The 24,047-nt window shown below is 58.5% G+C and carries 29 protein-coding genes and 1 pseudogene; 17 read left to right on the top strand and 13 right to left on the bottom strand.

Going from position 1 to position 24,047, the window contains the following annotated elements:
* The first annotated feature begins 67 nt into the window (after positions 1 to 67).
* On the top strand, positions 68 to 1,105 hold the full coding sequence (locus QSK43_RS16800; protein WP_442967851.1) for an aldo/keto reductase: 1,038 nt from the start codon (positions 68 to 70) through the stop codon (positions 1,103 to 1,105).
* A gap of 231 nt (positions 1,106 to 1,336) precedes the next feature.
* Here the strand turns inward: QSK43_RS16800 and QSK43_RS16795 are convergent, their stop codons facing one another.
* From QSK43_RS16795 to QSK43_RS16770, 6 genes are all read right to left on the bottom strand, one after another.
* The gene (locus tag QSK43_RS16795) at positions 1,337 to 2,167 is read right to left on the bottom strand and encodes an NHL repeat-containing protein (protein WP_332304398.1); all 831 of its coding nucleotides are present in this window, start codon (positions 2,165 to 2,167) and stop codon (positions 1,337 to 1,339) included.
* Positions 2,164 to 2,583 carry a carboxymuconolactone decarboxylase family protein gene (locus tag QSK43_RS16790; protein ID WP_332304397.1) on the bottom strand — a complete coding sequence of 140 codons (420 nt, stop codon included), beginning with the start codon at positions 2,581 to 2,583 and terminating at the stop codon, positions 2,164 to 2,166. Before QSK43_RS16790 ends, QSK43_RS16795 begins: the two co-directional genes overlap by 4 nt.
* The gene (locus tag QSK43_RS16785; RefSeq protein ID WP_332304396.1) at positions 2,519 to 2,947 is read right to left on the bottom strand and encodes a MerR family transcriptional regulator; all 429 of its coding nucleotides are present in this window, start codon (positions 2,945 to 2,947) and stop codon (positions 2,519 to 2,521) included. Before QSK43_RS16785 ends, QSK43_RS16790 begins: the two co-directional genes overlap by 65 nt.
* Before the next feature lie 166 nt (positions 2,948 to 3,113).
* A complete protein-coding gene (locus QSK43_RS16780) occupies positions 3,114 to 3,680 on the bottom strand; it encodes a DUF4865 family protein (protein WP_332304395.1) in 567 nt (188 codons plus the stop codon).
* Positions 3,677 to 4,111, bottom strand: coding sequence for a cupin domain-containing protein (locus tag QSK43_RS16775; protein ID WP_332304394.1), 435 nt, complete (start codon positions 4,109 to 4,111; stop codon positions 3,677 to 3,679). Before QSK43_RS16775 ends, QSK43_RS16780 begins: the two co-directional genes overlap by 4 nt.
* A complete protein-coding gene (locus tag QSK43_RS16770) occupies positions 4,108 to 4,509 on the bottom strand; it encodes a tautomerase family protein (protein ID WP_332304393.1) in 402 nt (133 codons plus the stop codon). Before QSK43_RS16770 ends, QSK43_RS16775 begins: the two co-directional genes overlap by 4 nt.
* Positions 4,510 to 4,613: 104 nt before the next feature.
* On the opposite strand from QSK43_RS16770, the gene QSK43_RS16765 reads away from it, so the two are divergent.
* Complete coding sequence (locus QSK43_RS16765) at positions 4,614 to 5,543, top strand: LysR substrate-binding domain-containing protein (RefSeq protein WP_332304392.1); 930 nt, start codon at positions 4,614 to 4,616, stop codon at positions 5,541 to 5,543.
* A gap of 64 nt (positions 5,544 to 5,607) precedes the next feature.
* Here QSK43_RS16765 and QSK43_RS16760 read toward each other — a convergent pair whose 3' ends face one another.
* A complete protein-coding gene (locus tag QSK43_RS16760) occupies positions 5,608 to 6,381 on the bottom strand; it encodes an SDR family oxidoreductase (RefSeq protein ID WP_332304391.1) in 774 nt (257 codons plus the stop codon).
* A gap of 138 nt (positions 6,382 to 6,519) precedes the next feature.
* On the opposite strand from QSK43_RS16760, the gene QSK43_RS16755 reads away from it, so the two are divergent.
* The 3 genes and pseudogenes from QSK43_RS16755 (at position 6,520) to QSK43_RS16745 (ending at position 8,179) form a co-directional block, all read left to right on the top strand.
* Positions 6,520 to 7,422, top strand: a complete 903-nt coding sequence (locus QSK43_RS16755) for a LysR family transcriptional regulator (protein WP_332304390.1) — start codon at positions 6,520 to 6,522, stop codon at positions 7,420 to 7,422.
* A gap of 133 nt (positions 7,423 to 7,555) precedes the next feature.
* Complete coding sequence (locus QSK43_RS16750; RefSeq protein WP_332304389.1) at positions 7,556 to 7,789, top strand: AbrB/MazE/SpoVT family DNA-binding domain-containing protein; 234 nt, start codon at positions 7,556 to 7,558, stop codon at positions 7,787 to 7,789.
* Positions 7,786 to 8,179: pseudogene (locus QSK43_RS16745) on the top strand (type II toxin-antitoxin system VapC family toxin). The gene QSK43_RS16750 and the pseudogene QSK43_RS16745 overlap by 4 nt, the downstream one beginning before the upstream one ends.
* A gap of 15 nt (positions 8,180 to 8,194) precedes the next feature.
* On the opposite strand, the gene QSK43_RS16740 reads toward QSK43_RS16745, so the two are convergent.
* Positions 8,195 to 8,599, bottom strand: coding sequence for a hypothetical protein (locus tag QSK43_RS16740; protein WP_045021250.1), 405 nt, complete (start codon positions 8,597 to 8,599; stop codon positions 8,195 to 8,197).
* A 239-nt stretch (positions 8,600 to 8,838) separates the two neighbouring features.
* Here QSK43_RS16740 and QSK43_RS16735 point away from each other — a divergent pair, with 239 nt between their 5' ends.
* Complete coding sequence (locus tag QSK43_RS16735) at positions 8,839 to 9,414, top strand: thermonuclease family protein (RefSeq protein WP_332304388.1); 576 nt, start codon at positions 8,839 to 8,841, stop codon at positions 9,412 to 9,414.
* Positions 9,415 to 9,673: 259 nt separating this feature from the next.
* Here QSK43_RS16735 and QSK43_RS16730 read toward each other — a convergent pair whose 3' ends face one another.
* Positions 9,674 to 10,333 (bottom strand): outer membrane protein, encoded by a 660-nt coding sequence (locus QSK43_RS16730; protein ID WP_332304387.1) that lies wholly within the window; start codon positions 10,331 to 10,333, stop codon positions 9,674 to 9,676.
* A gap of 211 nt (positions 10,334 to 10,544) precedes the next feature.
* On the opposite strand from QSK43_RS16730, the gene QSK43_RS16725 reads away from it, so the two are divergent.
* A complete protein-coding gene (locus QSK43_RS16725; RefSeq protein WP_332304386.1) occupies positions 10,545 to 11,357 on the top strand; it encodes a nickel-binding protein in 813 nt (270 codons plus the stop codon).
* A 92-nt stretch (positions 11,358 to 11,449) separates the two neighbouring features.
* Here the strand turns inward: QSK43_RS16725 and QSK43_RS16720 are convergent, their stop codons facing one another.
* The 3 genes from QSK43_RS16720 to QSK43_RS16710 all read right to left on the bottom strand — a co-directional run bounded on the left by QSK43_RS16720 (position 11,450) and on the right by QSK43_RS16710 (position 13,821).
* The gene (locus tag QSK43_RS16720; RefSeq protein ID WP_332304385.1) at positions 11,450 to 11,776 is read right to left on the bottom strand and encodes a hypothetical protein; all 327 of its coding nucleotides are present in this window, start codon (positions 11,774 to 11,776) and stop codon (positions 11,450 to 11,452) included.
* A gap of 115 nt (positions 11,777 to 11,891) precedes the next feature.
* Positions 11,892 to 12,407, bottom strand: a complete 516-nt coding sequence (locus QSK43_RS16715) for a YidB family protein (protein WP_332304562.1) — start codon at positions 12,405 to 12,407, stop codon at positions 11,892 to 11,894.
* Positions 12,408 to 12,828: 421 nt separating this feature from the next.
* Positions 12,829 to 13,821, bottom strand: a complete 993-nt coding sequence (locus QSK43_RS16710) for a LacI family DNA-binding transcriptional regulator (protein WP_332304384.1) — start codon at positions 13,819 to 13,821, stop codon at positions 12,829 to 12,831.
* 226 nt (positions 13,822 to 14,047) lie between these two features.
* On the opposite strand from QSK43_RS16710, the gene QSK43_RS16705 reads away from it, so the two are divergent.
* The 7 genes from QSK43_RS16705 (at position 14,048) to QSK43_RS16675 (ending at position 19,664) form a co-directional block, all read left to right on the top strand.
* Entirely contained in the window at positions 14,048 to 14,980 is a 933-nt protein-coding gene (locus tag QSK43_RS16705; protein ID WP_442967850.1) for a sugar ABC transporter substrate-binding protein, read from the top strand.
* 112 nt (positions 14,981 to 15,092) lie between these two features.
* Positions 15,093 to 16,214: an ABC transporter permease gene (locus tag QSK43_RS16700; RefSeq protein WP_332304382.1), complete on the top strand. Its 1,122-nt coding sequence runs from the start codon at positions 15,093 to 15,095 to the stop codon at positions 16,212 to 16,214.
* Between the two features lie 2 nt (positions 16,215 to 16,216).
* Complete coding sequence (locus QSK43_RS16695) at positions 16,217 to 17,017, top strand: ATP-binding cassette domain-containing protein (RefSeq protein WP_332304381.1); 801 nt, start codon at positions 16,217 to 16,219, stop codon at positions 17,015 to 17,017.
* Between the two features lie 22 nt (positions 17,018 to 17,039).
* Positions 17,040 to 17,840 carry a TIM barrel protein gene (locus tag QSK43_RS16690; RefSeq protein ID WP_332304380.1) on the top strand — a complete coding sequence of 267 codons (801 nt, stop codon included), beginning with the start codon at positions 17,040 to 17,042 and terminating at the stop codon, positions 17,838 to 17,840.
* Positions 17,841 to 17,897: 57 nt separating this feature from the next.
* Positions 17,898 to 18,896 carry an inositol 2-dehydrogenase gene (gene iolG / locus QSK43_RS16685; protein WP_332304379.1) on the top strand — a complete coding sequence of 333 codons (999 nt, stop codon included), beginning with the start codon at positions 17,898 to 17,900 and terminating at the stop codon, positions 18,894 to 18,896.
* Between the two features lie 170 nt (positions 18,897 to 19,066).
* Complete coding sequence (locus QSK43_RS16680) at positions 19,067 to 19,327, top strand: hypothetical protein (protein ID WP_332304378.1); 261 nt, start codon at positions 19,067 to 19,069, stop codon at positions 19,325 to 19,327.
* Between the two features lie 121 nt (positions 19,328 to 19,448).
* Entirely contained in the window at positions 19,449 to 19,664 is a 216-nt protein-coding gene (locus tag QSK43_RS16675; RefSeq protein WP_332304377.1) for a hypothetical protein, read from the top strand.
* Here QSK43_RS16675 and QSK43_RS16670 read toward each other — a convergent pair.
* On the bottom strand, positions 19,625 to 20,560 hold the full coding sequence (locus QSK43_RS16670) for a 2-dehydro-3-deoxygalactonokinase (RefSeq protein WP_332304376.1): 936 nt from the start codon (positions 20,558 to 20,560) through the stop codon (positions 19,625 to 19,627). The two genes, QSK43_RS16675 and QSK43_RS16670, sit on opposite strands and share 40 nt — an antisense overlap.
* 115 nt (positions 20,561 to 20,675) lie before the next feature.
* Between QSK43_RS16670 and QSK43_RS16665 the strand changes: the two genes are divergently transcribed.
* Genes QSK43_RS16665 through QSK43_RS16655 form a run of 3 tightly spaced genes read left to right on the top strand, consistent with a single transcriptional unit; the run spans position 20,676 to position 24,043 of the window.
* Entirely contained in the window at positions 20,676 to 21,584 is a 909-nt protein-coding gene (locus tag QSK43_RS16665) for a dihydrodipicolinate synthase family protein (protein ID WP_332304375.1), read from the top strand.
* Entirely contained in the window at positions 21,581 to 22,747 is a 1,167-nt protein-coding gene (locus QSK43_RS16660) for a mandelate racemase/muconate lactonizing enzyme family protein (protein ID WP_332304374.1), read from the top strand. Before QSK43_RS16665 ends, QSK43_RS16660 begins: the two co-directional genes overlap by 4 nt.
* A gap of 24 nt (positions 22,748 to 22,771) precedes the next feature.
* A complete protein-coding gene (locus tag QSK43_RS16655; RefSeq protein ID WP_332304373.1) occupies positions 22,772 to 24,043 on the top strand; it encodes an ABC transporter substrate-binding protein in 1,272 nt (423 codons plus the stop codon).
* The last annotated feature ends 4 nt before the right edge of the window (positions 24,044 to 24,047 follow it).

Genomic DNA, 24,047 nt, shown 5'->3' with positions numbered 1-24,047 from the left:
ATGACGATCGTCATTCAAGTTAATAAACCTGGCGGAACCGCCTTTTTAGAGGATGAAGCACATGAGCATGCGTTATAGGGTTTTCGGCCGCACAGGCCTTCGCGTATCGTCGCTGGCGCTGGGCACTGGCAATTTCGGCACGGGTTGGGGCTATGGCGCAGACCGGGAGACTGCAAAGCAGATCTTCGACGGTTACCGCGCCGCTGGCGGCAATTTTATCGATACGGCCGACCAGTATCAGTTCGGCCAGTCGGAAACGCTGACCGGCGAGTTTATCGCCAGCGAACGGGATGATATCGTGCTCGCTACAAAATTCTCGCTGGGTGATGCGCCGACCAGCGGTCTGCAGAACACTGGCAACAGCCGAAAGACCATGATTCAGTCTGTGGAAGCCAGCCTGAAGCGCCTGAACACCGATCACATCGATCTTCTCTGGGTGCATATGCCGGATGGCGTCACCCCGATCGACGAAATCGTCCGTGGCCTTGATGACCTCGCTCGTTCCGGCAAGATCCTCTATTCTGGACTGTCGGACTTCCCAGCCTGGCGCATCGCCACCGCTGCGACCGTTGCAGACCTGCGCGGCTGGTCGCCGATTTCGGCGCTGCAGATCGAATACAGTCTCGTGGAACGCACCGTCGAGCGTGAACTTATACCCATGGCCAATGCCTTCGGTCTGGGCACCGTTAGCTGGTCGCCGCTTGGCGGTGGTCTGCTCACCGGAAAATATCGCAAGGGTGAGACGGGCAGGGCGCAAGGGCTTGGCGCGGTTATTCATGGCGAAAGCGACGATCGCAAGACGGCAACTGTTGATACGGTTCTGGCGATTGCTGAGGAAACCGGACTTCCCGCCGGTCAGATCGCCATCGCCTGGGTACTGGCCAAAGGCACAACACTGCCGATCATCGGTCCACGCACCAGGGAGCAGCTCAACGACAACCTCTCAGCACTCGATGTTCGCCTGACCGAAGAACAGATCGCCCGCCTCGATACAGCCAGCGCCATCCCGCTCGGCTTTCCCCACGACATCGTTGCCGCCAGCCGGGATCGTCTGGCAGGTGGCAAGGCCGAGGTGATGGACTGGCCGGCCGCTTCGGTGAAGTAAGGCCGTCGATCGGTCGAATTTTCCATCCGTCATGCTCGGCCTATCCCCGGCTCAGCAGCCGGGGATGACGGAACGGCTCCCGGGCAGAAGTCCAGTGTCACCCGCAGCGCGCCGTGGTTCGCCTCGGACCCTGTCTGCGGACTTCGATCGCTGCCAGCGGTCGTGAGTTGCGCTAACCGGCCCGACACATTAGCGCACCCGGCTCCTGACGTAGTCCCGTCGGTCCGGCCCCTATTGGGGGATCGGAATCCGATAGATCGTCCCGTCGCTCCACGCCGCCGTCAGCAGCGATGCCCCATCTGGCGACAGAACCAGACCGACAGGGCTTTTGATACCGTCCGCCACGGTACGGGACCGACCATCAGGAAGGATTTCCCGAACTGTCGTGCCGCCATAATCAACCACGAACACGCGGCCGTCCCGGGTCATCGCGACGTCGGGTCCGGGCGTGCGGAAGGCGGCTCCGGCTTCGACGCGCGCGCCATCGGGCCGAACGATCGTGACACCGCCGCCGATGTTGGAAACGACGTAGCCGCCGTCCGGCGTCTGCACCGCGCCCACAGGTGTTTGCAGGCTGTCGATGACAGGTGTGGGCCGTCCGTTGTCGGTCAGGCTGAGGATCTCGTTCGTGCGGCGGTTGGCGATCAGCAGCCTGCCGGTGCGGTCGAAACCGATGCCGGCAGGCGTTGCCAGCCCCGTCACATGCAGACTGCGCGCGCCCTCGGGGGTGAATCGATAGATTTCGCCGCGGGAATAGGACGCGACATAGATCGCGCCATCCGGCCCGATTGCGAGACCCGAGGGGCCGGCAAGCCCGTCCGCGAAGACTGCGCGGGTGCCGTCCGGCGCGATCCGCAAGACGCGGCCGGCGCCCCATTCTGCGACATAGAGATGGCCCGCCGCATCGAAGGCCATGCCGACGGGTGAACTGAAGCCGTCCCAGAGTTTGTCCGGCGTGGGCGGATTGGCGCGGACTACCGTCGGGGCCATGAGAGGGACAGCAGAAGCCGTCGTGAGGACAACAGCTCCCCCAATGACGATGGAATGGAGGAGGCTCATCATGCTGCGCGCTCCTGCTTTGTCGTGGACCTGGGCGCAAAGACTTCTTTTGCGGCAAACAGGCCGTTGAGCGCGGCAGGAAAACCGGCATAGATGGCCATCTGCATGATGATTTCGATGATTTCGTCGCGAGATAACCCGACATTCAGGCCAGCCTCGATGTGCACCTTCAATTGCGGGGCCGCGTTGCCCATGGCGGTCAGGGCGGCAATAGTGGCAATCTCGCGGGCGCGCAGGTCGAGGCCGGGGCGGTTGTAGATGTCGCCGAACGGAAACTCGATCAGATAGGTGGCAAAGTCCGGTGCGATGTCCGCCAGCGATGCGACAACCTTCTCTCCCGCCTGGCCGTCGATTTCAGCGAGTGCGCGTCGTCCGCGTTCCAGCCGGCTTTCGCCGACGCTCTGGTAGTGTTGCGTCATAGTCCTTCATCCTCTGTTCCTGGCCGGCATAGCCGGCGATCTTGGTATCGAGGACGAGAAGAGAGGCTTGCAGTTCGACCACATGGGCACGGACGCGCTCGCGATGCTGTTCCAGCATTTCGCGTCGCTCCATCTCCGTGCCGACGCCGCGCTCCCGCAAAGCTGCATACTGCAGCATGTCCCGGATCGGCATCCCGGTCGTTCGCAGACGACCGAGGAATTCGATCCAGATCAGGATCGACGCGTCGTAGTCCCGTTGGCTCGATCGGTCCCTGTCCGCATAGGGAAGCAGCCCGATCCGCTCGTAATAGCGGATGGTATGGGCCGACAATCCGGAACGCTTCGCCAGTTCACCGATCTTCATGAGCACCTGTTCTCGTCACGACGCAAAAACAGATACGGGTTGGAGTGCACTCTAAGTCAAGGCGTTTTTTTTTGACCATGAAGGCTCGGGATTGCTGCTTCACTCTCCAATGCCGCTGTGCCGGAGGGTGTAATACTACCCGCGTCATGCAGGCTTCGACTTCGCCTCAGGGCAAGGAAATATGCCCTACCTTATAGGTCTGGATGTCTCGGGACCCTGGCAGTTGCCCTTCCGGCAGGAGATGCCACAGCCGGAATTTCACCAGCGTCCAGCCCGTCGGATCGAAAGCCGAAATGGCTGCGAGTGCGCCACAGCGGACCGCCATTTGTGCGTCAGCGACGGCCTCGGCTCGCAAGGACGCCAGATCGGAATGAGGGGGGATTGGTATGATCTCGCGGGTCGCGAACCGCGCTTCGCGAAGCTCTGCCCCGAGTTCAGCGTGCCAGGCCACCCATGTCCGCACCCTCGGCCATCCGAAATCCCGCGATACTGCGACAAAGCCAGGCCCGGTCAGAAACGCGTCGAGCCCTTCCGGCTGGTCCCAGAGGTAGAACGGCGCGTACAGGTTGTCCGCGCTTATGAAGCCGCTGTCGTGCTTGCGGGCAGAGAGATAGGCCTTGAACCGCAAATGTGGAAAACCGTCGAGCAACGGTCCTTTGTCACGGATGCGCCGGTCGATGACCGCCATGTCGTAGTCAGCCGGCAGGATGAAGCTGTATTGCATCGCGATCATGAACATTGCTCCTTGGGCGCGACCGCTTCCATCCAGTGCACGGCGGTTCCGTCCTTCACCGGCTGTACGCTGATATAACCGAAAGGGCGGGCAGGGCCTGCACCGTGCCAGTGGCGCTCGCCTGGGGCAAACCAGACGCAGTCGCCCGCACAGACTTCGATGACATCGCCGCCGTCGCGTTGAACGAGACCAACGCCGTCCAGCACGAACAGGAGCTGACCACGCGGGTGGCTGTGCCAACGGGTGATGACACCGGCGTTGACGAAGGCGCGCATCGCCGTCATCTCGCCCTCTGTCTTGCTTGAAAGTAGCATCTGCACGCGGAACGGCCCGCTTGCGATACCCTCCGGCGCGGGCGCTATTCCAACGCCGTCACGCACGATAACCATTGCTGGCGAACAGGCGGTGTTCATCTCGGGTAGATTGCTCATCGGTCATCCTCCTGTGACGGCATGGCGGCTGAGGTGCCTGAAGCGAAAGACCAATCCTCGAATGTCGAGTTGGCGATTACGACCATCACATCCTCTGGCCTGACCCCCGGTGCTTTGGCCAGATTGTCGACCAGACGCCGAAAAAATCGTGCCTTGATTTCCGCAGACCGGTTCTTTCCAGTGGTGATGTGAAAGAGCATAAAATCATCCGAACGCGGACCGCCCCGATACGTGCGGTCGAATACAAGCTCTCCGGGCTGATGGGCGTGGAACACCACGAAACGGTCATTTTCCGGCACTTCGAAGCATTCGACAAGGGCGCGGTCGAGACTGTTGGAAACAGCGGAAATGTACTGGGAGGATTTTCCCGCCAGCATGGATACTCGGGTGAAGGGCATGGCAGTCTCCGTAAGGTGATTGACATGCGCATTATCCGATACCACAATAGTCCTGAAAATCAAATTATTCAGGACTGATGATCCTGTTATGCGGGATGATTTCGATGCGTGTTACCAACCTGGACATGGATGCCCTTCGTAGCTTCGCCGCCGGCATGGAGGCAGGGTCTTTTGCCCGGGCTGCCGACCGGCTCGGCCGGTCTACCTCGGCCATCAGTGCACAACTGAAGAAGCTTGAAGAGCAGGCTGGCGTGACATTGGTACGCAAGTCGGGACGCGGCCTGACGCTGACTGATAGCGGGGAAGTGCTTCTGTCCTACGCACGGCGGCTGCTCGATCTCAACGACGAGGCGATGAGCGCCGTACGGGGTGTGGAACTCGAGGGCTGGATCAGGTTCGGACTTCAGGAAGATTTTGGCGAAACCGTTCTGCCGCAGGTGCTCGGCCGCTTTGCGCGTGCCCATCCCAAAGTCAGGATCGAAGGACGGATCGCCCGCAACTCCGAACTTAAGGACAGGATCGCCTCGGGTCATCTCGATCTGGCGCTTGCCTGGGACGATGGCTCGACATCCGGCACCACCGAGCGGATCGCCACCGTACCGCTGTGCTGGCTGGGTGCGGCAGACCGTGCGCCTGCCTGGCTACCAGATGGCCGGGAGCCACTGCCGCTTGCGGCCCTCGAGGCTCCCTGCCTTATGCGCACCATCGCGTGTGAGCATCTCGACAGGCTGGGCCTCGCCTGGCGTATCGCCTTTGTCAGCCCGAGCCTCGGTGGACTCTGGGCGGCCACCGAAGCTGGACTGGGCATCGCCTTGCGCACGCCCATTGGGCGACCACGATCGATCCGGCAGCTTGAGTCACGATCTCACGGTCTGCCGGATTTGCCGTCGCTGGGACTGGCGCTTTTTCAAGCGGGAAAAGACACCAGCCCCTTGACGGCGCATCTGGCAGGGATCATCCGCGAGGCGCTTTCGGAAACATTGCCTGCCGAATGGCTGACACAACATGCGATCGAATGGTCGCCTGCTGCCTGATGTCTCAAACGGTTGCCCGCGTGGGTCTTCGATGGCCTGTCGGGACGGACAGGTCGCATCGACCTCACTTCGTGGTGTAACCGCCGTTGACGAGGATTGTCTGGCCGGTCATCCACCAGCCGTCCGAGACCATGAAGCGGATATAGGGAACGATGTCCTCGATATCAGTCAGGCCCGTTTTCGAGAAGCCGGAGAGTGCCGCGGCGGTCTTGTGATAAGCGACGGCGTCCTGGCCCTCAGCCGGATAGAAGAACGGCGTGTCCATCGGACCCGGCCCGATCGCCGTCACCGAGATTCCACGCGCGCCAAATTCCTTCGACGCTGCGCGCGTGAAATGCTCGACTGGCGCCTTGGTGCCGGCATAGCTGGAATAGAAGGGCGTGAAGGCACCAAGCAGTGAGGTGACGAGCGTCACCAGCTTGCCATTGTCGTTAAGATGCTTGCCTGCTTCTTTGATGAAGAAGAAGGCCGTCTTCGCGTTGACCGCACTCATTTCGTCATATTCGGTTTCGGAAATTTCGACGATCGGTTTCTTGAGAACCTTGCCGACGGTGTTGATGGCGATGTCGGGCTTGCCGACGGCGGCGACCGCATCGGTGAAGAGCTTCTCGATGGCGCCGGCCGTCGTCAGGTCGGCCTGAAGGGCGACGGCCTCGGCGCCGGTCGCTTTGACTGCAGCTACTGTCGCGTCAGCTTCCGCCTTGGTCGCCAGGCTGTTGTAATGGATTGCGATTGCCCTGGCGCCTTGCTGAGCGAGATCGCGTGCGATCAGTCCGCCGAGATTCTTTGCCCCGCCGGCGATGATGACGGTTTTACCTTTGATGCTGTGGTCGGTCATGAGTGGGTCTCCTTTGCCGGTTGCGACCACATCGCGGCCGCTTTCGTTGGAGGAATATATCGACTAGGATCGCACGATAAAGGCGACCATTTTGACATCACCTGTCAGAAATGCAGCACAATGGAGACACTCCCACCTTTGGACCGCGTTGACCTTTTTCGCATTTTTACCCGCGTCGTCGAATGTTCGAGCTTCACCCGTGCAGCCGACACGCTCGGCGTGCCGCGCTCCTCTGTTTCTGCAGCCGTTCTGGAACTGGAGGGACGCGTGGGCGCTCGCCTGCTTCATCGCACGACGCGCAAGGTCTCGCCCACCCAGGACGGTACCGCCTTCTATGAGCGCTGCCTGCGCGTGATCGCCGACGTCGAGGATACCGAAAACCTGTTTCGGCAGACGGCGGCGCAACCGTCGGGCAGGCTTAGAATCGATGTTCCGGGCCGAATCGGGCGTCTGATCATCGCGCCGGCACTTCCAGAATTCCTTGATCTCTACCCTCAGATAGACATCGATCTTGGGGTCACCGATCGCGCAGTGAATCTGGTGGAAGATAGCGTTGATTGTGTCGTGCGGGTCGGCGCGTTAAGCGATTCGGGCCTGATAGCGCGGCCAATCGGTAGACTGCCACTCATTAATGTCGCCAGCCCGGCCTATCTGAAGCTCCACGGGACTCCCCGCACGCCCGACGATTTCGGGCACCATTGGGCGGTCAATTATGCGTCGCCTTCCAGCGGGCGGGTGGAGGACTGGGAGTGGATCGAACACGGTTCGCTTCGCGCGGTGCCGATGCGTGGCCGTGTCACCGTCAACAGCGCAGAGGCATACATCGCGTGTTGTCTGGCTGGCCTCGGGTTGATCCAGATCCCGGCATATGACGTTCGCGTCCATCTGGAGACGGGGGAACTGGTTGAGATCATGCCGGATCACCGCGCGGAACCTATGCCCATGACATTGCTTTATCCACACAGACAGCATCTTTCGCGGCGACTGCAGATCTTCGCCGATTGGCTCGAAGTTCTACTCAAACGGCAGCTCCTGGAATAGATGACTGGCCAGGCGCCGGTCGGTCGAACGCGCTGTTCTTCTGTTTCGGCACGTACTGCTTTCCAACCTGTGCGGTTGAAATCGGCTCCCGGAATTAATACCAACTGCGACGTTGGTATTACAGGAGTGCCCGATGACGACGGCGGTAACTGCCAAAGGGCAGGTCACCATTCCCAAAGCTGTGCGAGAACTACTTGGAATTGCTCCTGGGAGTTCCCTCGACTTTGTTCGCGCTCCGGACGGCCGGATCGTCCTTGTCAGAGCCGACAAAAAACAGCCACCGACGCGCTTTGCCAAACTTCGGGGACATGCCGGAGAAGGTCTGGATACCGATGCTATCATGGCGCTTACGCGCGGTGACAAGTGACGCTCGTCGATACAAATGTCCTGCTTGACCTGGTAACAAATGACCAGATGTGGGCCGACTGGTCGATTGAGCAGCTCGAAAGCGTAAGCGTTTCAGGTTCATTGTTCATCAACGATGTCATCTATTCTGAGCTTGCCGTTCGGTATGAACGAATAGAAGGCCTGGACGTATTTGTGGACGAGGCGGGACTAAAATTACTTCTTTCCCGCGCTCTGCGTTGTTTTTGACGGGGAAGGTATTCACCCGGTACCGTTGCGCCGGTGGCTTTTGAACAGGAGTTTTACCCGACTTTTTTATCGGTAGCCACGCAGGGGTTCGAAACCTTCCGCTCTTGACACGGGACATCGGTCCTGTTTCCCGACCGTGCCGCTGATATCTCCAGAACTTTGATCGTACGACATTGCGTCAGACGCCGCTGATGATGTCGCAGATACCTTTTCGGACGATGTTTTTGTCTGTGACCTGTCCGGCCTGAATGTTGAACATGACGTCGATCCGGACGCCGGCAGCCTTCTGGCGGGCAACAACACGCAGCGTCTGAATTCTTCCGCTACCGGTTGTTTCCTGGTGAGCGTCGATTGAGGACAGGGCCTTGTTGACCTGAATGCCGGAGAAACCTTCTGCTGCAACGGCCTGGGCTAGCTTTCGAAGGACGTCAGACGCCTTTGCCTTCGGCAATTCCTGCCAGGACTTATAGGATACTGCCGTCACCATCGGTACGCCAGAAACGGTGAAATTTTTCTCGCAGGATGCCGCGAAGACCGGGCTCGAGAAAGTGACGAATGCGAGCAGGGCAATAGATGTTTTCATGCGGATGTCCTCGTGGATTTCAGGCAAAAAAACACGCCCGGCGATAGGAGTCCAGTCATTGCAACTGAAATTGTCTCAACCGGTTCATAATCTGGATCGCGCTGGACTGCATCGCAGTCGTCAAGTGCGGCTAATTCGCTGGAAGCCAGACTTATCCATTCCTAAAATTGCATCAATCGCGTTATCCGGACCGATACTGTCCGCGGCTATTCTGTCTATTATCGGGAGCGAAGGATGTTATGGCCAAGGTTGTGCAATTCAGATCGCGCCACATGGCGCGACCCGTTTCAGGTTGGTCATTTGCCAGGCGTGTTGTCCTCGGCATGGTGGCCAGCTTCCTCGTCGGGGCCAGTGCAACTTATTTCATGAGCGACAGCGGGGCTGGTGAGCAAGGTTCACGGCCGAAAGGGAGCGATATTCCATCATATCGGGCGGCAGAAGAAGCCTCTCTGTCAGCGCGTTCGCAGACCGTGACCTTCCGGCAATGCAGGGGGAGTGTTCGTGTCAACTGCATCGTTGATGGCGACACCTTATGGACTAACGGCATTAAGCTCCGTATTGCTGATATTGATGCGCCGGAAATTGGCCAGCCCAGTTGTGCCTCTGAAAAGGTGCTTGGGGATCGTGCAATGATAAGGCTGTTGGAACTGGTCAATGCCGGTCCCTTCGAGACGGTCTCCTGGCCTGGGCGCGATGAAGACAAGTACGGGCGCAAGCTCAGAATCCTTATGCGGGACGGCCGGTCGCTTGGCGACATTCTTGTATCCGAAGGTCTGGCCCGGACATGGACTGGAAAGAGGCAGCCATGGTGCTGACGGGTTCAGGCGATTGGGAAGATTATCCTGGTTGCGTTGAAGTCTAGACCGGATTTGACCGCTTTTATTCCGAAAACGCTGCGGGAAGGCTTCTGCAGGTATGTGGCGCATAGGCACACTGGAGGCCGTCACCGGAAAAGTGACGCTTGTGTCGTTCAGATCCAGGCAATTCATTCAAAAGCGCAGACCGTGCTGCGGGATCAGATAAAAGAAAACCCGGCCTGATGGCCGGGTTTACCCGTTTTGTACCAGAGACGACTTAGAATTTTATGCCAAGACCGACGCGGATTGCGTGCTGATCGACATCTGCGTTGATCGCCGCGCCGCCGAAATTGAAGTCCTTGTCACCAAAGTCGGTGTATCGGTATTCGATCCGGCCGAACATCATATCCGTGAATGCGTAATCAAGCCCAACGCCCACAGTGTAGCCGTTGAAGGTTTCCTTCTCATCCACGATTCCAGGTACCTCTGCATAGCCACGGGCGTAGGCCCATCCGGCTGTGCCGTAGAGAAGGGCGCGATCAAAGGCGTAGCCGACACGCCCGCGGACCGAACCCTGCCAGTCGAATCCATAGTCGAAGTCTGTGCCGAGAATGGTGGCGGAGTCATCGCCCCAGTTTTTGTCGAAGTCGGCTTCGATACCGACGACCCAGTTGTTGCCAAGGTCGTAGTTGTAGCCGACGAAGCCGCCAAGAAGGCCACCATTGAAATCTGCAGAGGTTTCGCCAGGAATGCCGACAACGGATACATCATTATTGTTCCATCCGTATCCGCCCTGAACACCAACCGTGAAGCCTGTCCAGCTGAACAGCGGCGCAGCTTCCGCTGCAGGCGCGGCAGGAACTTCTGACACGGCATCGGCAGCCATTGCGCCGGATGCTGCAAGCACAAAAGCGATTGTCGTAACGATCTTCTTCATTGTGTTTGAACTCCCTTACATGAGGCTTATATGAGCGATCATTAAAATGCATATCTCCCGAAATGGCTGTAGTATTTTTGCAACGCTCATCGTCGTCCTGCGGCTTCTCGGTTCCTGTTGGGGGTCACCCACACGGGCGATAGACGTTAGCTCGGGGAAGTCGTAAACTGGTTGGCAGATGAGGCAACGATATACTCTTGGGAGGAAACGAATGCCTATCTTCATGGACCGGCACGAGCTTGCCGGAGTTTCAGCTGCGGATATTGCCGCGGCACACGTTAGAGATCTCAACATCCAGGATCGATACGGCGTCAGGTTTTTGACCTACTGGTTTGATGAGAGACGCGGCACTGCGTTTTGCCTTATCGATGCTCCGGACGCCGCAACCGCGCAGTGCGTGCATCGGGAAGCCCACGGATTTGTCGCAAGTGAAGTTGTGGAAGTCGCGCTGTCGGCCGTAGAAGCATTTCTTGGGCGAATACAGGATCCAGTGGTAGTTGCAGCTGCATCGAAAGATATGGACGCCGGTCACCGTGCGATCCTGTTCACGGATATCGTTGGTTCAACCGAAATGACGTCCCGCCTTGGCGATCGTATGGCGGCTGAACTCGTCAGAGCGCATGACGCTCTCGTTCGTGGTTGTCTAGGGCGACGGTCGGGACGGGAGGTCAAGCACACCGGTGATGGCATAATGGCGGTGTTCTCTTCAATACCATTTGCCGTGGACTGCGCCATTGATATCCAACGCGAGTTCCATCGCTACAACAGCGACAAAGGCGAGCCCCTTCACATCCGCATTGGGCTGGATTGCGGTGAACCAATTGAAGACAGCAATGATTTCTTCGGCACAACCGTGCAAATGGCAGCAAGGCTTTGTGCGGCGGCCCAGAGCGATCAAATCCTGATATCGGACAAGACCTTCAAGGAATATGGCGGCGCTGATGCCCTCGTGCATGGCGATCGTTACAGACTGAAAGGATTTGCCGAGCCCGTCCTTGCTTACTGTTGCGAATGGCTGCACTAGCTGCGCGATTGGAAACGAGCGTGTGGTAAGTCTACCTTTGAGATTTTAGACGAACGTTTGAAGTTAAGTTACTAATTTCACTACTAGATATGTCATCTTAGATGAATCGGGATTGCGCGGAAATTTTGACGCGCGTCAAGCGTCGGCGTGATCGGTCCGACGACGAGAAGCTGTTGATATTGGAAGAGGCTGCTGTAGAAGGTGTCAAGATTGCAGACGTAGCCCGTCGACACGATATCAAACCTCAGCAGATTTACGGAGCGCTCCGGTTCGGCGGACAAGGCCGCTGAGAGGTCGGTACGTCCATACGTATCGAGATTGGTTGCAAAGGCGGTCGTGTTTTGAAGATCGAAGTCAGTATTGCGCCCAGGGGCTTCCACTCGCAAAGATGTCCAGAAGCGTTCCGTCGACAGGAACAACGATGGCTGAGTGGGAAAAATAAATCTGTACTGACTCGAACGAGGCGAGCTGCAGCCGCAAGGGACGCCATTCTGAACAGCGCGCTTGCGGCATTTGTCCGAGCAGGGGAGTTGGTCAGTTCTTAAGAGCCTGATCTTCAGAGGGTACGGTCCCATCTGGTGTCAGTTCATCGACCGCTCGTGGTAAATCCTTGCTGAGACGCGCCAGTATCTCTTCACGCGACAGACCCGTCTTTGCGGCCAGTTCGTCGAGAACCTCCGGCCCGATCGCCTCTGATAGTTCGTTGCCGTTGATGTCGTCATTCTCACCCGGCTTCACCCAGGATTCGGCCTTCTGCCCGAAGCCGTTCTGTTGGAAGGTCTTGAGAAGGTCGCTCAGACCGCCGCTTAAAATTCCTCCGGAGGTCAGACCGCCAAAAATGGATCCGATTCCGCCGGAGTCCCTGCCGCCACCAAGTTTGCCGAGCAAGTCGTCACCGCTTGTCTGGGGCGAGCTCGCTTCTCCGCCCTGGTTAGCTCCTGCAGTCTGCTGCGTGTTCAATCCCCGCAGAAGTTCCGCGATTTTCTCTCTGTTCTGATAGCCAGCAACGGCAAGTACACCCAGCAGTGCTTTCAGTTGACCGCTCACCATGATCGTCTCCTCGTTTTCCTGGGCCTCGAGAAAACATGGCGACGTGGCCCTTTTCGCTGGAACAGAACGATTGGCCAGCAATTAGGTTCCATCAAGGTCAATGGGTTGGGGCTTGCCGAGGAGCGATATTACGCAATGCTGAACGAGCCAGCATGGCCGTATAACTTAAACCCAATGCCCTCCGGCAAGCCCGGTGCGATTCAAGTCAGCAAGCAGAACAGTTCGGTAACTCGGGTCCATCAATGGCAGAACTTATCGACTGGGCCTTCATGCGGCGCGACATGCGTCAGACTGCGACCGAGTAGCACGCCGGACACCGCTGGCCGTGGCAGCGGACACTGCAGGCCTATTTATTTTAGACAGCTCGGTTTCACGTGTTCCTTGTGATCGGCAGCATCCGACGCGCCACGTTTGCCAATTATTACGCCGATGATCGAGCGACAAGTTTTCCTTTAAAAGCTTTGCTTTCTCGCGACTCTCTGCCCAGTATCATAGATAGAATTGCCGCCACCATTTCGTTAGCGGGCTGCTCGTATGTCGTTAGGTCATAGGCAGGGGAGGCGGAGAGAGGCGTGTTATCGAAACCGGCAATCGCAATATCAGCCGGAATACGGAGTTTTAGGGTGCTACGAACGTAATCGATCGCGCCAAAGGCAAGAGCATCGTTTTCACACATAAGAAGATCCGGCCATTGCTCGCGTGGCGTCACTTGAAAAAACACCCTTGCTGCCCCAAATCCGTCCTCTGAACTGTAGGACGATGCCGAAAGATCAAGCGCAGGCTCAGAGTCATGGGCTTCCCAGAAAGCGTTGAACGCGCGGCGTCGGCCTAACGCAGTGGAAAGGGTTTTGGGACCGGACAGAAAAGCAGGACGCCGGTATCCTTTAGAATGAAAATACTCGCATAGTTCTCGCATCGCCCGCGGCGTGTCGCAAGTGATTGCAGGGACATCCAGTATTTGGCTATCACGGGCCAAAACGTAAAGCGGCGCCCCGCCCTGCAAGCGGTCATCCTCCAGCATCTCCGGGCGGAACGCCGTACCGAACAAGATGATAGCGTCGACTTGACGCTGACCCGCATCCAATAGCGCCTGCACGTGGTCGAAACGTTCATTGATGTTGATAAGGACCGCCAGCAAGCCTTCTGATTGAAGTTGCCAAGTCAAAATCTCGAGAACTGGCAGTTTGTGTGGGTTCTTAAAGTCATCAACCATGATCGCGACTTGGTGCGTCAGGTTTGTCGCCAGGCTGCGTGCCAGCAAGTTCGGCCGATAGTTGAGGTCTTCCGCAGCCTTCAGAACCTTCGCTCGACTTTTCTCGGCGATCGACGCTCCCGGTGTGAATGCGCGGATAACTGTCCACTTCGATACACCCGCAGATCGTGCCACATCTTCAGCTGTTGCTCGCTTAGTCATTATCTCACCTTGGACCGTCGTGTGGAATGGATATTCTGTTTTAGAAAAAAATGGAACTATCGAGTTGACATAATGAAGCCAATTGGTATTAATTTCATTATTGCTACCGGTAGCAAAAATTCTTCCGTTAGCAATGGGAGACGACGGGGGAGGTCCACGTCGAAACAGAGGAAGGGCGCCGGCTTAGCCGCGCCTGTTGGGAGGAACGAACATGAAATCGCTTATCATGAAGCTTGCGCTTGGCGTTTCGGTCGTCGGAGCTGTTGCGGGTGCCGGGAGCATGGCGTCCGCGAGGGATATCAAGATCATCGCCGTGACGCATGGCCAAGCGAATGACCCTTTCTGGTCTGTCGTCAAGAATGGTGTGACAGCCGGTGCCAAGGATGCCGACGTTCAGGTCGATTACCGCGCACCGGAAACGTTCGACATGGTGGCCATGAGCCAGCTGATCGACGCTGCAGTCAACCAGAAGCCGGACGGACTGATCGTCTCGATCCCCGACGCATCGGCGCTCGGCCCATCGATCGAAAAGGCCGTCGCTGCAGGAATTCCGGTGATTTCCATCAACTCCGGGTCCGATGTTTCCAAAAAGCTTGGCGCTTTGCTGCATGTCGGCCAGGACGAGTACGGCGCAGGTAAGGCCGCCGGAGAAAAGCTGAACCAGATGGGCGGCAAAACCGGCATCTGCATAAACCAGGAAGTGGGCAACGTCTCGCTCGACCTGCGTTGCAAGGGCTTCTCGGATGGCTTCGGCGGCACTGTTACCGTGCTTCCTGTGTCTAACGATCCGGCCGAAGTTCGCGCCAAGGTCAAAGCTTCACTGAGTGCCAACGATGCCATCGATACCATCATGGCGCTGGGTGCAAGTACGGCTGGCGAACCTGCACTTGCCGCCGTCAAGGACGCGGGCAAGACCGGCAAAATTAATGTGGCGACCTTCGATCTTTCTGCCGACTTCCTGAAAGCGGTGGCTTCCGGCCAGGCTGCCTTCGCGATTGACCAGCAGCAGTTCCTGCAGGGCTACTTGCCGACCGTTTTTCTGGCCAACAACACCAAATACAGCCTCATCCCTGGCGGCAACGTTCCATCGGGTCCGAACCTGATCACCAAGGACAAGGCGGCTCAGGTCGTCGAGCTGTCGGCGAAGGGCATCCGCTGATCCACCCCAGTCGCGTTGGCATGCCGACAGCCCCGCCAACCGGAGGAGCTGCCGGCCACCCTTTCGCATTGTCCTGCATGGCTGTGGCGGTACGACGCCCACGGGAGGAACCATGACTGAAACTAACAAAATGCCAGTCACACCGATGAGATCCGACGAACGCATCAAGAAGACCAGCTTGCTGACAAGCCTGATGCGACGCCCTGAACTGGGCGCTGTTGCGGGCCTGTTGATGGTGGTCATCTTTTTCTTCTTCACCGCTGACCGGTCGATGTTCTCCTTATCGGGCGTGATGACGATCCTGGCGCCAGCGTCCCAGCTGGGCATCCTTGCCATTGCAGCGTCGATGCTGATGATTGGCGGAGAGTTCGATCTCTCCATCGGCTCGATGGTCGCCTTCGCTGGTCTGATTTTCGGTGGGCTTTTGGTCAATTTTGGCCAGCCACTCTGGATCGCGATCCTGCTTACCCTGCTTTTCGCAGCGCTGCTTGGCGCGGTGAACGGTCAGATCGTCATCCGCACACGGCTTCCCTCATTCATCGTCACCCTGGCTTTCCTGTTCATCCTGCGCGGATTGACACTTGTCGGTCTCAAATGGGCGACCGGCGGATCGACGCAGCTTCGCGGCATAAACGAAGCCGTTGGAGACAGCTCCATTGCCAGCCTGTTTTCAGGCCTCGCCTTCCGGGGCTTTTTTGCCTGGCTTGCGGAAAATGACCTGATTGAGAAATTCGACAACGGCGTACCGAAGGTCGCAGGCGTGCCGGTCTCCGTGGTCTGGTTCGTCGGTCTTGCCGGTATCGCGACGTGGGTTCTCCTGCGCACCCGTGTCGGAAACTGGATTTTCGCTGTCGGCGGCGATGCCAATGCCGCCCGAAACTCGGGTGTGCCGGTCGACCGCGTCAAGACCGGGTTATTTGCCTTGACAGCATGCGCCGCTGCCCTCGTCGCCATCATAACGGTGCTTGATGCCGGATCGACGGATGCACGACGTGGCTTCCAGAAGGAATTCGAAGCCATCATCGCAGCTGTCATCGGCGGCAGCCTCCTGACGGGTGGTTACGGCTCGGCCATCGGCGCATTTTTCGGCGCGATTATCTTCGGCCTCGTCTCAATTGGCCTGACCTACACCAAGTTCGATTCCGACTGGTTTCAGGTGTTTCTCGGCACCATGCTGCTGCTAGCCGTCCTCTTCAACAACTTCATTCGCCGCAAGGTAACAGGGGAGCGCTGAGAATGGCCGACATGAAATCCCATTCCACACCCCCGATTATTGAGGCCAAGGACATCGTGAAGCACTATGGCTCGGTGATCGCGCTATCGGGAATCTCGATGAAGGTGCTTCAGGGCGAAGTTCTCTGCCTTCTCGGTGATAATGGTGCTGGCAAGTCGACACTGATCAAAACATTGTCCGGCGTGGTCAAGCCTTCCGGTGGCGAACTGCTCGTCGATGGAAAGCCGGTCGCGTTTTCCAGCCCGCGCGACGCGCTCGATGCAGGCATCGCCACCGTCTACCAGGATCTGGCGATGATCCCGCTCATGTCCGTGACGCGCAACTTCTTCATGGGGCGCGAGCCGCGCAAGGGTATTTTCCCCTTCCGTTACATCGACTTCAAGCATTGTGATGCCGTGACCCGGGAGGAGATGCACAAGATAGGGATCGATGTGCGGGATCCTAACCAGGCGGTCGGCACCCTGTCCGGCGGCGAACGGCAATGCGTGGCGATCGCGCGCGCTGTCTATTTCGGGGCGAAGGTGCTGATCCTCGACGAGCCGACATCGGCGCTGGGTGTGGCGCAGACGTCCATGGTTCTCAAATACATCAACCACGTACGGCAGAAGGGACTCGGGGTTATCTTCATCACGCACAATGTGCGCCACGCTTTTGCCGTCGGTAATCGCTTTACCATCCTCAATCGCGGCAAAACGCTGGGCACCTATGCCAAGAGCGAGATTTCCATCGACGAGCTTCAAAACATGATGGCCGGCGGCAAGGAGTTGCAGGCGCTCTCCGACGAGCTCGGCGGCACCATCTGAACCACGAAACAGGATTGTAATGATGACGGAAGAACACGCACATTCGAAGCCCTTCGAACTGGCAGTCTGCGCGGAAATGGTGTTTCGCTCTTTGCCGGTCACGGAGCGGCTGAAGCGGATTACGGAACTTGGCTTCGTCGCCGAGATCTGGGACTGGACCAGGCATGACATTCCCGCTCTCGCCAAGTCCGGCGCAACGTTCTCGTCGATGACGGGATACATCACCGGCACGCTTGCAGACGATGAGGGTGCCGATGAGCTCATCCGGACGGCACGCCTGTCCATCCCCGTCGCGAAGGAACTTGGTTGCCCCCGGCTCAATCTGCACGGGACGGGTCTCGACGGCCAGGGGCTGCCTGTGGTCAAGTCGGAAGGTGTCACCGGCGCAATGTGGCTAAAGGCCCGAGAAACCCTTTACCGTATCGCGGATCTTGGCGAGGAAGAAGGCGTGACCTTCGTTCTCGAAAACCTCAACGAAGCGGTCGATCATCCGAACACTCCCTTCGCCAAGGCCGCCGATACGATCGCTCTGGTGTCGGCGATCAACCGTCCGTCGCTAAAGCTCAATCTCGATCTCTATCACGCGCAAATCGGAGAGGGGAACCTCATCGAACTCTGCCGTCAGGCGCTCCCGTTTATCGGCGAGATCCAGGTGGCGGACGTGCCCGGCCGCAAGGAGCCAGGTACCGGAGAGATCAACTATCAGGCCATTGCTCGCGCGCTCAATGACATGGGCTACACCGGCGTCATCGGTTTAGAAGCCTGGCCGTCCGAAGAAGACGAACTGGCTTTGAGCCGCTTCCGCCAGGCATTCACACTCTAACGATCCCTCTCTGCGCGGCCGTCAGGTACGCGCGTTAAAATATCAAAAGGAATGAACATGCTGAAAGTCGGTCTTCTCGGTGCGGGGCGGATTGGAACCGTCCATGCAAAAGCGATCACGTCGAACCCCGGTAGTGCGCTGATCGCGGTCTCGGATGTCAATAAGGACGCTGCTGCAAAACTGGCGGCGCAATATGACACCGAGGCGCGTTCCAGTTCCGACATCATCAACGATGCCACCATCGACGCAGTCCTCATTGCGACATCGACGGACACGCACTCGGATCTGATCGAGGCGGCAACGAGGGCCGGCAAGGCCGTGCTGTGCGAGAAGCCGGTCGATCTGAGCCTCGAGCGTGCACGCGCATGCCAGGTCGTGGCGGCCGCCAGTGGCAAACCCGTCATGATCGGCTTCAACCGCCGCTTCGACCCAAACTTCGCGGCTCTCAAGGCCGCCGCGGACCGCGGCGACATCGGGAAGACGGAACTGCTGTCGATTACCTCCTTCGATCCGGCGCCGCCTCCGGTCTCCTACATCAAGGTTTCCGGCGGTCTCTTCCGGGACATGATGATTCACGACTTCGACATGGTATGCTGGATCTTCGGCGGCGCACCTGAGACGGTGACGGCAATCGGCAGCTCGATCGTCGATCCGGACATCGGCGCAGCCGGCGATATCGACACCGCTGCCGTCACGCTGAAATTCTCAGACGGCCGCATCGCCGTCATCAAGAACAGCCGGCGCGCCGTCTATGGTTACGATCAACGCCTCGAACTGCTGGGCTCCGAAGGTCTGCTTTCCGCCGGCAATATCCTGGAGAACACTGTCACCAGGTCCACGAAAGACGGCGTGACAGGTGCCAAGCCGGAATACTTTTTTCTTGAACGCTACATGCGTGCCTACTCGATCGAGTGGAACGCTTTTGTCGAAGCCATCACGTCCGGATCGGCATTGCCGGTTTCGCTTGATGACGGCGTCAATGCCCTGGCGCTCGCCGAAGCCGCGACACGGTCCCTGAAAACCGGGCAGACCGTCAGGCTTTCCGACATCATCTAGGCGGGAGGCAAGTTGCCAATGGTCGACACGGATATGGCTCCCATTGTGCACAGTCGTCATGCCTGAAGGTGGACTTCGGTGTCCATCGACTGAACGAGGCCTAAGCGGGATCCAGGACGACATGCTCACCTCGTTCGGCATGTCAGAAATGCTGTGACGGCCCCTAGACGATGAGCAATCTCTACAGCACCAAAGTGACCGCCATCGGTGGTCGCAGCGGTACTGTCAGCAGCGAGGACGGTCTTCTCGACCTTCCTCTGGCGCTACCCGCGACGATGGGTGGCGAGGCCAATACGGAGCAACTGTTCGCGGCCGGATATGTCGGGCGCGTTCAAGCGCAGAATGTGGAGCGTTTCCGGGAGCGGCAGGCCCCCGATGGAGAGGTACCGGAGCGCCCATGGAATAACCGAACAGGGTATAGGGGGGCCTGAACCAGTCCGGAGATTTCCTGTCCCACATGTTCGGCAAGGCTCCATCTTCAAGACGCTTGGGCACGCCGCCGCCGACGCCGCTGCCGGGAACGGTTACTGGGTTGCCTCGGGAGTGTTGCGTATGGTGGAAATCGTAGAGGAATTGAAGGCGAAGCTGGTTGAGATGGACGGGAAGATGGAAGAGCTGCGGCGCGAGATCGTTGATCTTGAAGTTCAGAAATCCGCATTCGAGACGGTAATCGAGGTTTGCGATCCCAGTTCCGAACTAGCTACGCCGCTTTTGTACGCTGCCCGTCGTCACGGGAAACGGCGAGCGGTCGCGTCACCAAGCGCCTGATGCAGGACCGCCAGCGCACCTTTGGTCAAATCATCCTCGTTACCCGTGGATGTCTTCAGATCAAAGATGTCTGCCGCCTGCTTGTAAAGGTCATTGAGACCGTCATTGCCGACAATTGTCGCTTCACCCTTTTCCACAAACCAGCCCGCATCTCGCGCCTGACGGAACTCCTGGCCAATCACCAGTCCGCGGACGAATGATCGCAATTGATCGGCTGACAGCTTGCCGGCAAGGGTGCCTGTTCGCGCTGAAAACAGCAGAGACGACATGGCGCCGGACTGCTTTGCCTCGTTAAGCCCCCAAAGATAAGCATCGTGATCATCTACGGGAGGCTGGGTCGAGCCGCGGGCGATGAAAGAGTGATTGATCAGCAGATTGAAGATTTCACCCGTGACGAACGTCTGAAAGCTGTCGATTTTTCCTGCTTTGACGCGCGCCCATTTGCTGTGGGTTCCCGGGATGATGACCGTAATGTTCCTATCGAGCCCATAACCGACAATCTGGGTTTCTTCCCCTCGCATGACGTCCGGAAACGGTGTCCTGAGAGAATCCTGAAGGCCCGGTAAAAACACGAGGTCCGACCCGTTCGGCAGCTTTCTTCTGACTGTACCTCTGGCCAGTTCCTCCGGCCCCGCGGGGCAGGGAACGTAAGCGACTTCCACCCATCCGTTACGACTTGTGATCATGCCCAATGCCGCAACAGGCAGGTTGCCGTGCGCTGAGAACCATGGCGCGAGCGCAGCCATGAGGATGGTTTCGTGCTGTCCTTTGGGGACGGTCGTGATCCCGTCTGCGGTTTCCAGAGCCGCTATATTTTGTCCATGCCCGTCGGCAAGTATCGCCCTTAACGACGTTGTCCCCCAGTCAACCACGATCGACGTCGGCTGTCCTTTCATGCGGCAATCCTCCTGCTGCGCTCATATTAGGGGGTTGTCATACGGCGCAATGCGATATAGTGTCAATTGATGAATTCAAGGTATCAATATATGATACTTAATTGGGAGGAGTAAGATGGTGGCTGGCCTGAAGGGGATTTTGCCCGTTCTGCCCACGCCTTTTCTGGCGGATGGCGGCATTGACGAAGCTGGCATGGAACGGCTGGTGACTTTTGCGCTCGATAAGGGCGTAGACGGCGTCGTATTTCCCGGTTTCGCCAGTGAGGTGGAGACCCTGGATGCCGCCGAGCGAGAAGCACTGCTGAAAATCGTCGTTGATACGGTTGCCGGTCGCGTGCCAGTTGTGGCGGGCGCAAGTGCGGCTGATTGGCGTCAGGTAATCAAGCATGGGCGGGCGGCGTCGGCGCTGGGAATTCGCCACCTGATGGTGCAGCCGCCCAAATCTGTCGGAACCGATGCGCTGGCGCTGGTCGAGTTTCTCGGGAGGATTCTCGAATCGCTGCCGGAGGTCGAAATCATCCTGCAGAACGCACCTGCGCCGCGGGGGTCGGATCTTTCTCCCAAAGCTATCGTGGAAATCGTGCGGGCGCTGCCCCAGGTCACATACGTCAAGGAAGAGACGCTTCCCGCCGGCCCGGCCATCAGCCACATCATCGCCCATGCGCCTTCTACGCTGAAGGGCGTCATCGGTGGTGGTGGTGCCCGTTACATTCTTGATGAATATGCCCGTGGCGCGACCGCGGCCATGCCGGCGCTGGAGATCGCCGAGGAACATGTAGCCATCGACCGCGCGCTTGTTGCCGGGCGTCTGGAGGAAGCTCGCAGGATTTATGTCAGCACCCTGCCACTCCTTGTTCTGCAGGCGGTCTATCGCATGCGGCTGACCAAATATGTGCTGGCTCGCCGTGGGGTAATCGACGGCATCGGCGTGCGTGCGCCGACCCCCGAACTCGATGCAGCGGCCATCGCAGATATCGACGCCAATCTGGTTGAACTCGGCCTTGTTGCCCCGGAGGCCGCATGAACAGCCCCGTCGCAACCGTTGAAGTCTTCACGCTGACCCAGTCGCGCAAGGTTCCCTATCTTGGCGCCCTCAGGGACGGCGAGGTGGTCAATCCAAACGGCTATATCGTGCGCAAGGGCAATCGTACGGTCTATCCCACCTTCGACCGCAGCGTGCTGGTGCGCATGACGACTGAGGCCGGCACCATTGGTTGGGGCGAGACCTATGGCATCGTCGCGCCCGGCGCTGTCGCGGCGCTCATCAATGATCTTCTCGCCGGTTTCGTAATCGGCCGCGACGCGTCCGCCCCTTCGGCGATCTATGACGATCTTTACGACATGATGCGGGTGCGTGGGTATACCGGCGGCTTTTACGTGGACGCGCTCGCCGCGCTCGATATCGCGCTCTGGGATATTGCGGGGCAGGAAGCCGGTAAATCCATTCGAGACCTGCTAGGTGGCGGTGTGGAGAGTTTCCCGGCCTATGTTTCCGGTTTGCCGGAGAAGACACTGAAGGCACGAGGGGAGTTGGCAAAATACTGGCAGGATCGCGGTTTTGATGCCTTCAAATTCGCAACGCCGGTGGCTGACGATGGCCCCGCAGCGGAAATGGCCAATCTCCGGCAGGTGCTAGGCCCGCAGACGAAGATCGCCGCAGACATGCACTGGAACCAGACGCCGGAACGGGCGCTGGAACTCATTGCCGAAATGCAACCCTTTGATCCATGGTTCGTCGAAGCGCCGGTCTGGACGGAAGATATTGCCGGGCTGGAAAAGGTATCGAAGGGAACCGATGTCCCCATCGCGGTTGGCGAGGAATGGCGCACCCATTGGGACATGCGCGCCCGCATCGAACGCTGCCGTATCGCAATTGTGCAGCCGGAAATGGGTCATAAAGGCATCACCAATTTCATCCGCATCGGTGCTCTCGCCGCCGAGCAGGGCATTGACGTGATCCCGCACGCTACCGTCGGCGCCGGCATATTTCTTGCTGCCAGCCTGCAGGCGTCATCGACATTGCCGACGCTGAAGGGACACGAATTCCAGCACTCGATCTTCGAACCGAACCGCCACCTGCTGGAAGGCGACATGGATTGCCGCGAGGGCAGATATCACCTGCCGTCCGGCCCCGGACTTGGGGTACGACCGTCGGAGGCGGCGCTCAGTTGGATTGAACGTATCTGATTTGGTTTTTTGGAGGAGGAAACCATGACCAAAAGAATGAAGCCGCTGGCGCTGGGTACGGCGACCGCTGTTTTGATGACGATGGGTGCTGTTGCCCCGGCTATGGCCGATACCGTGCTGAAGTTCATTTCCTGGCAGACAGACGATGCCGGGACGGGTGAATGGTGGCATTCCGCCATTGTCGCCTTTGAGAAACAGCATCCGGGCGTGAAGATCGAATTCACCAAGGCGGAGCGCAGTTCCTACGCGGATACGATGACCACGCTTTTTGCTGCCAACCAGCCGCCGCAAATCGTGCATCTCGCATCTTTCGAATTCCAGATGTTCGCCGACAGCGGCTGGCTGGAACCGCTCGACCCGTGGCTCAAGAAGGACGGTATCGACATGACGGGCTGGGCAGGCCAGCAGAAATGCGAATGGAACGGCGAGACCGTCTGCATAATGACCAACTATTTCGGTTTCGTGATGGCCTACAACAAGAAGCTTCTCGAAGAGGCGGGCGTTGCGGTTCCGAAGACCTATGGCGAGTTTCTGGCGGCTGCAAAAGCCACGACCAGGGATCTGAATGGCGACGGCATCATAGACCAGTTCGGCACCGGCCATGAAACCAAGGGCGGTCCGGGGCAATATCTGACAGAAATGCTGAACTACATCCTCGATGCGGGCGCCTACTGGACCGACAAGGACGGAAATATCACCATCGATACGCCGGAAATGGTGGAAGGGCTGACACGCTGGAAAACCGTGATGAAGAGCGGTATCAGCCCGGTCGACATGGGCGCCAGCGACGTGCGCAAGCTCTTTGCCGATGGCAAGATGGCCATGCGGCTCGACGGACCCTGGCTATACGGCACGACCGAAAAGGGTTCGGCCAAGAACGATATCGTCTATACCGCGCCACCGCTTCACCCGCCGCTCGGCGGATCGTCCAACGTGCTGGCCATGCCGGCCGATATTCCCGACGACCAGAAGGCATTGGTCTGGGATTTCATAAAGCTGACGATGACGCCGGAATTCCAGCGCAGCTATGCCACTCTTGGCGGCAACACGCCACCAAGCCCGGAGGCAGACGTCTCGGGCGTCGAAAAGTCCATCCCGCATTTTCCCGTGCTGATCGAGACGATGAAGGCCGCGGCCGAGGCGGGCATCGACCGCATTCCGACGGGACTTGAGCTTTTTTACAACGAATTCAGCAAGATGGTGATGGAAGAAAGCCAACGGATGATCATTCAGGATCTGGACCCGGCGGAGGTGGCGAAAACCATGCAGGCGAAGGCCGAAGCCATCAAGGGTTGATCCC

The sequence above is a fragment of the Rhizobium sp. GR12 genome (genome assembly GCF_036596185.1).
Classification (GTDB): Bacteria; Pseudomonadota; Alphaproteobacteria; order Rhizobiales; family Rhizobiaceae; genus Agrobacterium; species Agrobacterium nepotum.
This window is presented reverse-complemented; position numbering and strand designations above follow the sequence as displayed.